Source organism: Paenibacillus sp. FSL R5-0345 (assembly GCF_000758585.1).
Taxonomy (GTDB): Bacteria; Bacillota; Bacilli; order Paenibacillales; family Paenibacillaceae; genus Paenibacillus_AQ.
Map to the genome: position 1 here is coordinate 520,249 of NZ_CP009281.1, position 13,804 is coordinate 534,052.

Below are 13,804 nucleotides of genomic sequence, written 5' to 3' on the forward strand. Positions count from 1 at the left end.
CGCGTGATAGGGTGGTGCACAGGACTCTATGAATAAGTTACTATTTTCACAAAAAGGAGAGAGAAGCCTTCATGGAACAACAAGACTATATCGGAAGAGAAGCGGTAGCATCCAAACGCAAGCAATATTTCTATCCTTGTACACAGCATTTTTACCGTGATGCTCCTCAGCTTGTTCGTGGTTCAATGCAGTTTGTTTATGATGAGAAGGGTAAGTCTTATACCGATTTCTTTGCGGGAGTATCCGTAGTTGCTTGTGGACACTGTAATCCTGCTATAACGGAACGTACAATTGAACAACTGCAGCAGCTGCAGCATACGACAACGATCTATCTGACTCAACCGAGTGTAGATTTGGCAGAACGTTTGGAAGAGGTTATGCCGGGTGGGCTGCGTCGGACCTTCTTTGTTAACAGTGGCTCTGAGGCTAATGAGGGGGCTCTGCTGCTCGCTCGGATGTATACAGGACGTAAAGGGTTTATTGCGCTGGAGAGTGGCCTGCATGGCCGTACCAATCTAACTATGAGTGTGACCGGTCTGCCTATGTGGCGTACCGATAAATACTTGGATCATGACGTTGAGTTTATTCCTCGCCCTTATCATCCGGATTTATCGCTGGAGGAAGCGGCATCGTTATCCCTGGAATCACTAGAGCGGGTGCTTGAAGAGAAGGGGAATACGATTGCTGCCATGATCGTAGAGCCAATCCAAGGCAACGGCGGAATGATAATGCCAACCCGAACCTACTTCCGTGATGTAAAAGCATTGTTAGAGAGATACGGTGTACTCCTAATCGCTGATGAAATCCAAACTGGCTTTGGACGTACTGGCAAAATGTTTGCTATGGAGCATTTTGATGTTGTACCCGATATTATAAGTATGGCCAAAGCACTCGGTAACGGAATTCCAGTTGCAGCCTTCGCTACCACCGATGAGATTGCCCTTGCCCTGAACCGCCCTTCCGCTTCCACGTTTGGGGGGAATCCGGTATCAGCTGCAACAGCCTTGGCTGTGCTTGATTATATTCGAGAGGAACGGCTTCCTGAACGCTCGGTACAGCTAGGAGAACGATTGAAGGCAGGTCTGGAGGCTCTACAAGTCCTTTATCCTTCGTTGATTGTTGATGTACGGGGAACTGGCCTTATGTTGGGGGCAGAGCTAGCTGGTGCAGATGCTGAGGGTGCAGCGGCGCTTACAGATCAAGTGCTGGAGGCGATGAAGGACCGAGGTTATCTAATCGGCAAAAATGGTATAGGACGCAATGTGCTAGCCTTCCAACCACCGATGATTATTACGGAAGAGGATATTGACGGGATGCTTAACGTCCTAAATGAAGTCCTTGCAGACCATAATGATTAATGGACTTAAACACAGTAGTGAAGAAAGAGGAATGCACGAATGGCGATTCTAAACATATGTAAAACTGCAGGTCTAAAACTTAAAATGTTCAGCGAACTGGTAATGTTCTCTCATACGCTTTTTTCGCTACCATTTGCTATTATATCGATGGTATGGGCCGCAGGGGGCTGGCCATCGGGACATGTGATGATCTGGGGACTGATTGCATTAATAGGCGCCCGTAATGGCGCCAATGCATTCAATCGGCTGGCGGACCGTACGTTCGATGAACAGAATCCCCGTACCGCACATCGACATCTGCCTCAACGCTTACTGGCGGAAAAAGAAGTTGTTGTCTTTGTTATTGTTAACTATGCCATTTTCATTGTGGCTTCAGGCATGCTTAATTTGCTCTGCTTGATCTTATCGCCGGTGGCGATCGTATTGATATCAACCTATTCTTACACGAAGCGGTTTACCTTTCTCAGTCATTTATATTTAGGTTTTGTTATTGCTTCTGCACCGATTGGTGCATGGTTTGCTGTAACCGGAAATATCGCATTTACACCGTTTGTTATCGGAACAGTGGTTATGTTATGGATTGCCGGCTTTGATATTATTTACGGCACGCAGGATATCGAATTTGATCGGCGGCATGGACTATGGTCGATTCCTAGCTTCTTCGGACTGGAGAATGCCCTGCGTATTGCAAAAGGTCTACATTTCATCATGATTATGCTGCTATTGTTCCTATATCTATGGCGTGATCTCGGCTGGATGTATCTGGTGGGGATTGGCATTGCGACGCTGCTGCTGATGACCGAGCATAAGATTATTAAACCATCGAATCGTAAGCTAATGAAGGTGGCTTCTTATAATCTGAATCAGGTGATCAGCATGATGATATTATTGTGTACGCTGATTGATTTTTTTTATGTTAGCTAGGGAGCTGGCGTTGGTGAGTCGGCCGGTTAGGAAGCTGCACTGTGTGGAATGTTGGATTTTCGTGCGAGCGCTAAGCTTCTACAGTTCCGAAATTCCACGCAGTGAAGTCCTAACCATTGGCGCATTGCCTCCAAGCTAACAACAAAAGACAAAAGCCTACCCAACAGGGGGAGGCAAAGGGAATCGGAAAGCTGGCTTATGCTGGCTTTTCTTTTTTTTGTTTTTGTGGGTACTAGATCAATGCAAGGAGGTGAACTTAATCAAGGCAGAAGTTTAGGGAAAACCTCCCTGATTTTTCTCGGTTTATCGCTGTTAGGGGCTTATTTAGGGAATTTCTCCCTAAAATTTAGCTGATTAGTCCATAAACCATGCTAAATTAAGTTTATTAGGGAGTAATTCCCTAATAACGAGCATTTCAAGCGATTATTATCTAATTATAGGGAGGTTTTCCCTAATTAGTCCCTGAGAGACTAATCTCCAAGAACTGCTAAACACGCTCATGTCCCGATGCGCTGCGTTCGGGCTTGTTTTGTTAATATCAGAGCGACCATCCAGAGGTAAAGCACACTCACGTTTAGCTATGCTCCGTTCGGGCTTGTTTAGTGATACAACGTAGTGGGAATATTAGTAGTGAAAAAAGGTACAATCTTATATGGATAAAAATGGGTTAATGTGAAATGATAAAGATAGTTAGGGAATGGAGGGATCTGACTGAATAATAAGATTACTTTCTCAATTGCCGTAGGACTGTGTGTGGTTGGTTTAGGTACGAGTTTGATTTCAGGAGCTAAGCTAATAGAGCTTGTTCCGGGGTATGCTGCAGTATTTTCTTCAGTAATGCTTCTTAAGCAAAGAAATAATAGTCTGAAGTAAATATTATTACAAGAAACGCTTATTTAATCGAAAAAAACGGATACCTGCCCAAGTGAAAGGGAGATATCCGTTTTGGTATCCATTTTCGATTGCTTTAAGAGCATCTGCTTAGCGATCGCGCCCAGCAAAATATTGCAGCAGCGTATCCAGATCGGCATGCGCCGGATAGGAGGAGAGCTGCTGAACAATAGCTGCGGCTTGATCCAGATAGCTCTGGCTGACCTTTTCAGAGCGTGATAGGGCATCGCTACTGTTAATAAGGGCGAGCACATGAGCTACCTCTGCGTCTGAAGAGTCAGGGCCGATTGCACGGATCACAGGTGATAGCTCCGGGTCCCGCAATGCGAAGAGTACAGGTAAGGTTACCTGACCATGGCGAAGGTCGCTACCGGCTGGCTTACCGAGTACAGCCTCAGACTGTGTGAAATCGAGCAAGTCATCTTGGATTTGAAAAGACATCCCTAAGGCTTCTCCGAAGGTATAAAGGAGGTTGGCAACTTCCTCGGTGCTTTCAGTAGATAACGCACCAACACGTAAGCAGGTAGCCATAAGTAGGGCAGTTTTGTTTAAGGATTTCTCCAAGTACTGCTCCATGGTAATGTCATAATCAAAAGCATGTTCCATCTGCTGATATTCACCCAGACATAGCTGTGCGGTAGCTACCGAGGATAAGTCATGGACGTACTTATTTTTGTCACCGGTATATTTACTTAGAAGTTCAATGACTCGTGCAGACATATAATTGCCGATATGAACAGCTGGCAATGTCCCCGTCTTCATATGTAAGGCGGGACCGCCCCGCCGTAACTCAGAACCGTCAATGATATCATCATGAATTAATGAGGCAACATGAATAAATTCAGCGGCAGCAGCTAATTGAAGCGCTCTACGACCTGTATCCTTTAGGCCGAATCGGCTGCCAACAATGACCATAAGAGGGCGGAGGCGTTTACCACCTGAATTTATAAGTTCAAGAACACTCTGCGCGAGCTGAGATTTCTTAGGAACATCTTTATCACGTGCTACAAGGTTTACGATTTCGCGATTGATTTCATTTATGTCTATATTTAAGGCTTCATGAAGCTTCATTTTATGAAATCCCACCTGTCAAATGGCTTTACTAGTGCGACTGCGCTGTCTGCACTCTTGAATCAAGAACTGTTCGATTCCAGCCGCCGGATCTTGTTCCGCGAAGTCTCCATTTGACCGTCTAATCTGCATTTTTTTGATCGAAGGAGCCAGGTAAGCAACTAGGTCGAGCTCACGGCATTTCACCGCAAACTGCAGATAAAAGCTATACAAATAATCTCCATCCAAAATGTTGCGGGTAAGGTCGGGATGATGTGGGATACATTCCATATGGCGCTCTGCTGCCAAAGTGAGAATAGTGTAAATACCCAGCAAATTGACTTTGCGGTTGTATTCCAGATCATGGCGTTCCAGTACCGAGAGTAGCTGTTCACATGCCGCCGGAGAGGGTTGAAGCTGGATTCCGGCAATAGGTGACATTTCAGTATGCAACAACCGGAGGGTATCTTCTATGAGTTGTTTGTTCACAAGATTCTCTCCTTCTTGTCGGTTTTGCCGGAAGAAACCATACCCCTGATCATCCCTACAAAACCATTCATTAAAAAAGAAATAAACCATTTCCTGATATTAGGAGGATTATTTCCTTCTTGTAAATAAGGAGAGTAATGTGTCCTAGGGACACATTACTCTGAAGTACATCCATATTTAACTATACTGACATGTAATCTACATATTTGTTTTAAAATAAATTACACGAATTCAGGGCATTATAATCAGTCGGTGTATAGATACCATCGTCTGACGAGCGGAACTCTCTTCCAATGTTTCTTAAGCCAAGGAAGTACATAGTAATCTAGGCCAAATGTGCTGCCCGATCCGCCGATGCAGGCGATACCCGCACCAACATACCATAACATTTCTGTAGAAGCCATTTTGGTCGACCAGATCATGACGGACATGGCTATCGTCGCTATAGAAGCAATAGCTGTGAACAGACCCACGATGAGCATAATACCGAACACGATTTCTGCACATACCATACCGATTTGGAACCATTTCGCGAGGAAAGTATAACTTCCGTCGTTGTTGTAGAACATCAAGTCCATGAACCAGTTCGTAATATTATATACGAATCCAGGAACTGGTAATGCTTCAACCGCTTCTTTTGCAGTGGATACTGCTGAAGCTGCAGATTGTGCGTCTACTGTTGTTTTAACTGCATCCACCGCTACGCTGGCTGCTGATGAAGCATCCGTTGCAAAAGGAGCGGCTGGAATCAGGAATATCTTGTTCGGATCTACCCAAATTTTCCGTAGCTTATCTATACCTTCATATAACCACATTCCACCAAGCAGCATGCGAAGCGGAACGAGCCAGAAGTTAGGTGAACGCTTGGAGAAGTGTCCGCCCAAGAAGCTCTTACGGTTCTCAACATGGAAGAACTCATGCATCATGTAAGTCCAAACTTTATTGAAGCCTACAACCTGAGACAGGTAGAACATATTGATAAAGTGTTTGGATAGCATTGCCATAAATCCAGTAAGCATAAAGAACTTGCCTGGTAAACCAACGTTTGCTACACCGTAGCGGCTACCGATGGATACCATGGTACCGTGGAAACCTGGTTTGTATGCTTTTTTAGCAGTGTTCTGAATGTCAGCTGCAATGTTACCAGCAACGATCGGAGCTGCTTGTTCAGCATTCTCAACCATTTGTGGTACAGGACGAGTTTCACCTTCAGGAATGAAGAAAATGTTGTCCCCTACTACATATACGTTCTTATGATCTACACTTTCAAGGTTCTCATTCGTAACAATACGTTTGCGGCCTTGTTGTTGTACTTCAAGTCCACCTACGATTTCGGAACCTTCAACACCTGCAGTCCAAACAATAGTTTGTGAAGCAACGACGTTTTTCTCACCAAGGGCAACACTACCTTCGCCTACTTCAGTGATCTTAGCGCCTGTAACAATTTCCACGTTCAGCTTGCGTAGGTGAGCTTCGGCTTTTTGTATCAGCTTATCTGGAAGGATAGGCAGAATCTTCGGAGCCATATCAGCCACAATCAATCTTACTTCGGATGGGTCGATATAGAACTCCTTGCATAGTTCCTCGCGTTGCTCAGCCATTTCCCCAACTAGCTCGACACCAGTGAAGCCGGCACCAATGATAACAAAAGTTAGCATTGCACGGCGTACTTCTGGATTTTTCTCCATAGCTGCTTTGGTATACATGTCGCGGATTTGACGTTTCAATGCTACCGCATCATCGTAAGACCAGAAGGAGAAGGTATTCTCTTCTGCACCTGGAATACCGAAGAAAGTTGGTTTGCTACCTGTACCGATTACAAGGTAATCGTACGCATAGGTAGTTTTGTTAGATTTGAGTTTCTTACCCTTGAAATCAATATTGCTGATTTCGTCAAGAACAACATTCACTTTAAGACCAGCAAAGATTTTCTTAAGATCGATCTTGATTGAATCCTCTGGAGCACGGTTCGCGGCAACCTCATGCAGCTCAGTCAATAGAGTGTGATATGGATTCCGGTCGATCAGAGTAATTTCAACATCTTTGTTTTTCTTAAATTTCTTTGCCAGTTTCTTAGCCGTGAGTACGCCGCCGTAGCCGCCGCCCAAAATGACTATTTTTTTCAAAAGAAATTCACCTCATTCGTCTGATTAACTGCAGTAGGTTATGCGAAATTATTTCGCGCCTTCGAGTGCTTTTTCAGCAAGTGTAAAATATTCACCAACATGAATACTCACGCCGGAAATTGCATCAGTTTTACCTTCAGCTGTAAGTTCTGGAGCAGCGCCTTTTTCAAGGAAGTATTGCTCAACTTTAGCGATCTCTTCATGCCATTCAGCGGAAGCACCGCCAGCTTTCATACCGTATTTACCATCGACGGAGAATTGTTTCTTGTCGTCGCCAGCAGCATTTACACCACTGAATTTAACAGCAACAACGTTACCGTTAGCAACAGTCAAGTCAACAGTGGATTTCCAACCAGAGTCTTTATCCATTTCGCCTTCAGCATGGTAGCCTCCGTCTTTGTATTGACCAGGTTCAACAGGTCCAGCAGCCAAAGCAGCTTGAGCAGCCTTCACAAAGTCAGATACGTGTACAGATACGCCGGAGATAGCATCAGTTTTCCCCTCAGCGTCAAAAGTTATAGCTGCTGGATCTTGTTTTTCAATCAGGAAAGCTTCAGCTTTTGCTGCTTGCTCGTGCCATTCAGAAGAAGCACCACCAGCTTTCATGCCATATTTACCATCTTCGGAAAGTTTTTTCTTCATGTCGCCAGCAGTGTTTACGTTAAATGCATCCCAATCAGCTTTAGTGATCTTTCCACCTTCTACAGTTAAGAGTGCGAAATATTGCCAGCCAGTTTTAGCATCAACATCGGCAGTAGCATAGTAAGTTCCGTCTTTGTACTTAGCTGCTTCAGTTCCTGTGTTAGTGGAATTAGTAGCTGTACTGTTTTCTGTTGGAGCATTAGTAGCTGCCGGGGTGTTGTCTGTGTTGTTTCCACAACCTGCGAGCAAACTACCTAGGATAAGGGCAGTCGACAAGATTACTGATGTTTTTTTCATTTGTTATGACCTCCAAAAATATAGTTTAAAATATATATATTAAAATGTAAAACATTTTAATAGTAATGCGAAGTGATAAAAATCACTTTATAAATGATATTTGTCACTTTAATCATGGGGTGAAGTGCCAAACTCTAACAGTGTCATGACATATATCGGCATACAATAGAAAAAAATTTAACGATGTTGTTTCAGCTCCGAGGGCATTCTAGCACATAGAGCAGATAACTCATGTGAAAAAAATCACTTAAAAAATTAAATGTTTAATTTATATCTGGATTATATCAAATTTTAAAGGATTTGAATACCTTTTTTTAAACTATTATTTGACAGGATGTGACTTATTTTAGAACGGGTCAGATTCAGGGGGAATAGGACAGGGTAATGTAACGATAACACAGTACCCTAATTAATTCAGCTAAGGAGATGAGCATATAATGGATAACAACGTGTTTAAAGGAAAATGGAAACAGCTCAAAGGCGAGGCCAAGAAGCAATGGGGCAAGCTTACTGATGACGATCTTGATGTGATTGATGGTGAGAAGGATAAATTGGTAGGGAAACTGCAAGAGCGTTATGGTCATTCGAAAGATGAAGCGGAAAAAGAGTATCAAAGCTGGGGACGTTCCTATCGTGATTAAGTAAATTAGCTAATGCTATAAATACCTAAATATATAATGTTATAGGAAGAGCGCAAATCGTATACGATTTGCGCTCTTCCTATGCAACAATTAGACGAACGGAGGTTAAGCTATGGTATTATTATGAGATGAAATCTGTAATTTATCTTGTGCTACCGGGAGCGAATCTATGGGGTATCTTAAAATATTTTTCGGGAATACCGCAATTCTTATAGCCGTGGCCTATTTGGCTAATCTGATATATAAACATACAATTTCAAATGCAACGGTAGGAATAAAGAAGGTAAGCTGGGTGATCCTGGCGATTTTTGCCGGTTGGGTCAGTACTCTTTTTGGTTATAATCTGGACGACCATGTGATCTTTGATTTGCGCTTTGTACCTCTAATTATCTCGACGCTGGCGTATCCTAGGCCTATTACTCTTGTGTTGATTGGTATAGGAACGGGACTTACAAGGTTAACCTTTGGGGTGAACGAGGCAGCGGTGGCAGGGATGATTAATTTGTTTATTTTGGGATTTATTTGCGCCGCACTTAGTTACTGGGTTAGACGTTCAACCCTCAGTATAGTGAATCAGGGTTTGATCGTTATTCTGATCATAAATCTAATGAATGCAATAAACATTATGATATTAGGCGTTATCCCAGTGGAAGAGTACATAAAAGAGATTATGCCAATTACGTTCCCTGCGGGGTTAATTCTAAGCATTTTATTTTCATTAATTATCCGTGATTTTCAACTTGGTCTCCTAAGGAATGAGCAGATCCAGCGTGCTAACGAACAGCTGTCTGCTCAGACTGAAGAATTGCATAAGAATAAGCTTGTACTTGAAGAACGTGCTAATCAGTTAATGATGGCGTCTCAATTCAAATCGGAATTTCTCGCAAACATGTCGCATGAGCTTAGAACTCCACTGAATAGCATCATAAATTTATCGCAATTAATTGAAGAAAATGATGATTCACTTACTGAAGAAGAAATAAAGGAGTATGCGGCCATTATCCATCGTTCGGGGGATGAATTGTTGATGATCATCAGCGATATTCTGGATCTGTCCAAGGTGGAGGCGGGACGACTGGATATTATAAATGAAGAATTAAATGTTAGCGAGATTCCAGAGTTGCTGGCTATACAGTTCGCTGTGACGGCCAAGCAAAAAGGACTGGAATTTCATATCTCTATGGATGAGAATGTCCCTACAATGATTCATTCCGATCCACATCGAGTGCAGCAGATTCTGCGTAACTTGCTCTCTAATGCTATTAAATTTACAAAGACAGGTTACGTATCGCTGCAAATCCACAAGCAGGAAGGTGGGGAAGGGGATACCCTTCAGCGTTGGCTTGTATTTGATGTGGAGGATAGTGGTATAGGAATCCCGCCGGAGAAGCATGACATGATCTTTGAAGCCTTTCAACAGGCAGACAGAACTACTAACCGGAAATATGGTGGAACAGGACTAGGACTTTCTATTAGTAATGATTTGGCCAGATTGCTCGGCGGGTTCATTTCTATGGAGAGTGAGGAAGAGAAGGGAAGTACATTTTCACTTTATTTGCCCCTTGAAACGGATAGTGAGTAAAGCTCCAATATTATTTGGTGATTTGGCGTATTGACAGTAGATTGATGCGGAGTAGAATGAAGCCAATGCCGCATCAAAGGAGTGTTACCGCCTCTATGGACAACATGGAAAATAAACATCAGGTTACGGTTTCAAAACGTACTCGTAAACCCTCAGTACATCGCAGAAATCTGCGTATAGCAACATTGGAAGGTGTGCCTTCAACTATCTTTCAGGTACTGCTGCAAGGGCAGTTTCTAACAGGATTCCTTCTATATTTAGGAGCCTCCTCTAGTCAAATCGGATTTGTGCTAGCGCTTACTACATTAGTTAACGTGGCGCAGATCGGTGTAGCTTTTTTAATTCAGAAGTTGCCAAGTCGCAAATGGGCCATGGTTACTTTTATCGGTCTGCATAGGATACTTTGGGGTTCTACGGGACTGATCCCGTTTATTTTTCCTAAAGAATATTGGGTTATCGCATTTATTGCTTTATACACGACTGCTTTTATTGCCAATACCGCTGGTGGTGTGCTGTGGAGCTCAGTGATTAGCGATCTGGTTCCAGCGCGTGTACGTGGACGTTATTTTGGAATTCGCAACACGGTCCTGAATGCACTTGGAAGTTTGGTTATGTATGGCGGCGGTATTATTCTGGATCGTTATCCCGGTGGTCATGGTTTTCTGATTCTATATATTGTTGTCTGGATCTTCTCGTTATCTAATGTCGTAGTGTTCTTTTTTTATCCGGATGTGCCTTTCGAGAAATCGGAAGAGCATAAGTTTTTGCCTATGTTTAAGAAACCGCTTAAAGATACATTATTTATGAAATCAACCTTGTTTCTGGCTGCCTGGCTGTTGTTGCAGAACCTAACGGTTCCGCTATATTCTTATGTCATGTTGCAGTTGCTTCATATTAATTATGAAACGTTGTCATTGCTTAATGTGTCCCAGACTGTGTTTATGATGGCTAGCTTCTACGTTTGGGGTAATCTAAATGCGAAATACAGCAATAAGCGACTGCTGTTTTTTACTTTGCCTATTATTGCATTGTCTTCATTGATGTGGGGACTCTTATCGGTGATGCCGATGCTGCCGGTGTTATTTGCGGCTCATATTGTTTTTGGTGTTGGTGTAGGCGGTTTCAACCAGCTGGCCTTTAATTTTATTATTGGAGACACGCCGAAAAAAGAGCGTCCGATGTATATGGCTACATATGCGGCGCTTACGGGTTTATCATCCTTTTTTGGTCCGCTTATTGGGGGGCAACTATATGAAAGAATTGCGCACTGGCCGCAATGGACTCAAGTATACGGTATGCAGCTGGTGGTAGGGACGCTTATGATTGCGCTTGCGTTTCTGTTAGGTCGTCGTATTCTAAAGGACTGAATAAGAAGTAAAGGGGGTTATTCCTTGTTAAGGATAGCAATGGTATTAGGCGCCACCGGATTGGTAGGCAAAGCGGTTACGGAGGAATTGTTAAATCGCGATGGTTGGGAAGAAGTGAGGGTGCTTGTACGGACACCGTTGGCCATAGAACATCCCAAGCTTAAGCAAATCGTTGTAGATTGGGAAAACCTAAGGAACTATACAGAATCGTTCGACGGGGTACATTCTATCTTCTGTTGTTTAGGGACCACGATAAAGAAGGCGGGTTCACAAGAAAAATTTGAACGAGTCGATCTACATTATCCGCTTGATGCTGCAGCCATAGCGAGAGAACAGGGTATTAAACAGTTTTTGGTTGTCTCTTCGATAGGAGCAAATGCGAAATCGCGTAATTTCTACAGTCGGACTAAGGGAAGGGCGGAAGAAGGGTTAACCGCTATTGGATTTCAAGGCTTGCATATATTTCGTCCTTCCTTGTTATTGGGCCAACGTGAAGAATTCAGATTAGGAGAAAGAGTCGGAGCTGGATTGATGAAAGTGCTGGATCCCGTAATGGTGGGCAAAGCAGCTCAATATCGTGCCATACCTGGCACTACAGTAGCAAGAGCTATGGTGAACATTGCTTCTGCAGATACCCATGGATTACATATTTATATGAATGAAGTAATTCATGTGATTGGGAAACGCTAAGCTCTCAGGGGCTCTAATAAATTTGCATTAAGATGAGAACAGGACTTACAATGAACAATAAATGATCAGCGCATAATGGAAAGGGGTAGTAAAATGAGCAAAAAACAAGTAGCTACAACAAAAGCACCCGGAGCAATTGGTCCTTATAGTCAGGCCATCACCACGGGTAGCTGGGTATACACTTCTGGACAACTTGGTCTGAATCCGGAAACGGGAAATTTGGCGGAGGGCGTACAAGAACAAGCGCGTCAAGCGCTTAGCAATGTACAAGCCATTCTTGAAGAAGCTGGTGCAACGCTGGACCATGTAGTAAAGACAACTGTTTTCTTAAAGGATATGAATGATTTCGCGGCTGTTAATGAGGTGTATAGCACCTTCTTTAAAGAACCTTATCCTGCCCGCAGTGCCATTGAAGTTGCGCGTCTGCCTAAAGACGGACTTGTTGAGATTGAAGCGGTAGCTCGGAAGAAATAAGACGTTATCTTTTTGCACTTTTATTATTTTACAAAATGGCAGGCTAAGGTGGATAACCCTAGTCTGCCATTGTTATATTAGGATCAGTAACTTCTGTATCTGTTATACCTATTACGACGCGGTGTAAGCAGTAGCCAGATGCTGTAAAGCAGCAGGAGCCCTGCTGTAATCAGGCCAGTGATATAGACATTGCTGGCCTCTTTTTGTTCCAAGGCAATCGCGATGAAAGCCCATACGAATACGAGTGGATAGATGCTATCTCGGTAAGGATAGCTGACCACAACCGCAAGCAGAGTCCCCACGCAGAGCATGATAACGGCCCAAGTGCTACCGCTAAGGCCCCAACCTTCCCAATGATTCTTCTCCAGAACAACGCTGACGTTCACGATAGTGGCCACAGAGATCCAGCCAAGGTATATACTGAAGGGTAACTTCACCAGCCAATTCTCGCCTGAAGTAGGATTTGCGATCAGGCGTGTTTTTCGATAAATGACAATCAGTGTGATTAACATGAGCACCATAGCGACCAGAGAGAGCTCAATGTATAAATATTGCCAGAGGAAGAGCCAGCTCATATTAAAAATACAGCTCAGAACAAACCATATACCAATGGCTTGTATAGAATCCCGAGTGCTTGTATTTGGTCGGAATTGATAAATGACGAAGCCGGCTAAGAGTAGATAAATTAGTGACCAGATGGAGAAAGCGTAACCAGCAGGGGTCAAGTAGGTATGATATTTGTCGGAAATTTCACCGGTGCTGTTTCCGCCTAATGGCAAGGTCACTGAGAGTACATTGACAATGATCACACCTAGGAAGAACAGAAGATTCCACCATTTATAAGGATTATAACGTCTCAAAGAATTCACTCCCTAGCTTTTTTTTAATAGGGTAATACCTACTTAAAATATACCCGCTTTCAGCACAATTAAGACTATAAATAGAAAATAAATGACTTGTGAGTCACAATATTCATGGATAGCATGGTAGTGGTGCAGGGTATTTTACGATAGTGACTAGAACATTGATTGAAAATATGCTGAATTGAATCAAATTTATGGGTGTTTCTATGTACTTCAACTTTATTTGCATAAAAATCTGCAGAAAAAATGCAGAAACGTTTTTAAATCAGCGCTTTTTCGTATAAGATGAAGAGATGAAGATTCAAGAGCAGATTAGTTTTATCCTAGTTCTTTATCCTTATATTTCTTACAGGAGCGTATCTCATCTCTAAACGGATGGAGAAACTACTTCTACTTGTATAGCTTCAAAA

General features: G+C 43.1%; 12 protein-coding genes. 7 read left to right on the forward strand and 5 right to left on the reverse strand.

What is annotated here, in order from left to right; all coding sequences use genetic code 11:
- The first annotated feature begins 71 nt into the window (after positions 1-71).
- Together R50345_RS02350 and R50345_RS02355 are read left to right on the forward strand one after the other, a co-directional pair.
- Complete coding sequence (locus R50345_RS02350; protein WP_042123764.1) at positions 72-1,358, forward strand: aspartate aminotransferase family protein; 1,287 nt, start codon at positions 72-74, stop codon at positions 1,356-1,358.
- A gap of 39 nt (positions 1,359-1,397) precedes the next feature.
- Entirely contained in the window at positions 1,398-2,282 is an 885-nt protein-coding gene (locus R50345_RS02355) for a UbiA-like polyprenyltransferase (RefSeq protein WP_042123767.1), read from the forward strand.
- A 981-nt stretch (positions 2,283-3,263) separates the two neighbouring features.
- Here the strand turns inward: R50345_RS02355 and R50345_RS02360 are convergent.
- The 4 genes from R50345_RS02360 to R50345_RS02375 form a co-directional block, all read right to left on the reverse strand.
- Positions 3,264-4,244 (reverse strand): polyprenyl synthetase family protein, encoded by a 981-nt coding sequence (locus R50345_RS02360; protein WP_042123769.1) that lies wholly within the window; start codon positions 4,242-4,244, stop codon positions 3,264-3,266.
- Positions 4,245-4,262: 18 nt separating this feature from the next.
- Positions 4,263-4,712 (reverse strand): hypothetical protein, encoded by a 450-nt coding sequence (locus R50345_RS02365; RefSeq protein ID WP_042123771.1) that lies wholly within the window; start codon positions 4,710-4,712, stop codon positions 4,263-4,265.
- 245 nt (positions 4,713-4,957) lie between these two features.
- Entirely contained in the window at positions 4,958-6,838 is a 1,881-nt protein-coding gene (locus R50345_RS02370) for an FAD-dependent oxidoreductase (RefSeq protein WP_042123773.1), read from the reverse strand.
- A 48-nt stretch (positions 6,839-6,886) separates the two neighbouring features.
- Positions 6,887-7,777 (reverse strand): hypothetical protein, encoded by an 891-nt coding sequence (locus tag R50345_RS02375; RefSeq protein ID WP_042123775.1) that lies wholly within the window; start codon positions 7,775-7,777, stop codon positions 6,887-6,889.
- A gap of 437 nt (positions 7,778-8,214) precedes the next feature.
- Between R50345_RS02375 and R50345_RS02380 the strand changes: the two genes are divergently transcribed.
- From R50345_RS02380 to R50345_RS02400, 5 genes are all read left to right on the forward strand, one after another.
- Positions 8,215-8,418, forward strand: coding sequence for a CsbD family protein (locus tag R50345_RS02380; RefSeq protein WP_042123776.1), 204 nt, complete (start codon positions 8,215-8,217; stop codon positions 8,416-8,418).
- Positions 8,419-8,587: 169 nt separating this feature from the next.
- On the forward strand, positions 8,588-10,000 hold the full coding sequence (locus tag R50345_RS02385) for an ATP-binding protein (protein ID WP_042123779.1): 1,413 nt from the start codon (positions 8,588-8,590) through the stop codon (positions 9,998-10,000).
- A 95-nt stretch (positions 10,001-10,095) separates the two neighbouring features.
- On the forward strand, positions 10,096-11,367 hold the full coding sequence (locus R50345_RS02390) for an MFS transporter (protein ID WP_042123781.1): 1,272 nt from the start codon (positions 10,096-10,098) through the stop codon (positions 11,365-11,367).
- A 24-nt stretch (positions 11,368-11,391) separates the two neighbouring features.
- Positions 11,392-12,057 (forward strand): oxidoreductase, encoded by a 666-nt coding sequence (locus R50345_RS02395; protein WP_156114708.1) that lies wholly within the window; start codon positions 11,392-11,394, stop codon positions 12,055-12,057.
- 93 nt (positions 12,058-12,150) lie between these two features.
- Positions 12,151-12,531: a RidA family protein gene (locus tag R50345_RS02400; RefSeq protein WP_042123782.1), complete on the forward strand. Its 381-nt coding sequence runs from the start codon at positions 12,151-12,153 to the stop codon at positions 12,529-12,531.
- Between the two features lie 83 nt (positions 12,532-12,614).
- Here the strand turns inward: R50345_RS02400 and R50345_RS02405 are convergent, their stop codons facing one another.
- The gene (locus R50345_RS02405; protein ID WP_042123784.1) at positions 12,615-13,391 is read right to left on the reverse strand and encodes a TspO/MBR family protein; all 777 of its coding nucleotides are present in this window, start codon (positions 13,389-13,391) and stop codon (positions 12,615-12,617) included.
- Positions 13,392-13,804: the final 413 nt, after the last annotated feature.

Bases quoted from the DNA above. Each gene is read 5' to 3' on its own strand.
- R50345_RS02355 (WP_042123767.1), top strand. From the start codon at position 1,398: ATGGCGATTCTAAACATATGTAAAACTGCAGGTCTAAAACTTAAAATG.
- R50345_RS02390 (WP_042123781.1), top strand. From the start codon at position 10,096: ATGGACAACATGGAAAATAAACATCAGGTTACGGTTTCAAAACGTACT.
- R50345_RS02375 (WP_042123775.1), bottom strand. From the start codon at position 7,777: ATGAAAAAAACATCAGTAATCTTGTCGACTGCCCTTATCCTAGGTAGT.
- R50345_RS02350 (WP_042123764.1), top strand. From the start codon at position 72: ATGGAACAACAAGACTATATCGGAAGAGAAGCGGTAGCATCCAAACGC.
- R50345_RS02385 (WP_042123779.1), top strand. From the start codon at position 8,588: ATGGGGTATCTTAAAATATTTTTCGGGAATACCGCAATTCTTATAGCC.
- R50345_RS02360 (WP_042123769.1), bottom strand. From the start codon at position 4,244: ATGAAGCTTCATGAAGCCTTAAATATAGACATAAATGAAATCAATCGC.
- R50345_RS02400 (WP_042123782.1), top strand. From the start codon at position 12,151: ATGAGCAAAAAACAAGTAGCTACAACAAAAGCACCCGGAGCAATTGGT.
- R50345_RS02380 (WP_042123776.1), top strand. From the start codon at position 8,215: ATGGATAACAACGTGTTTAAAGGAAAATGGAAACAGCTCAAAGGCGAG.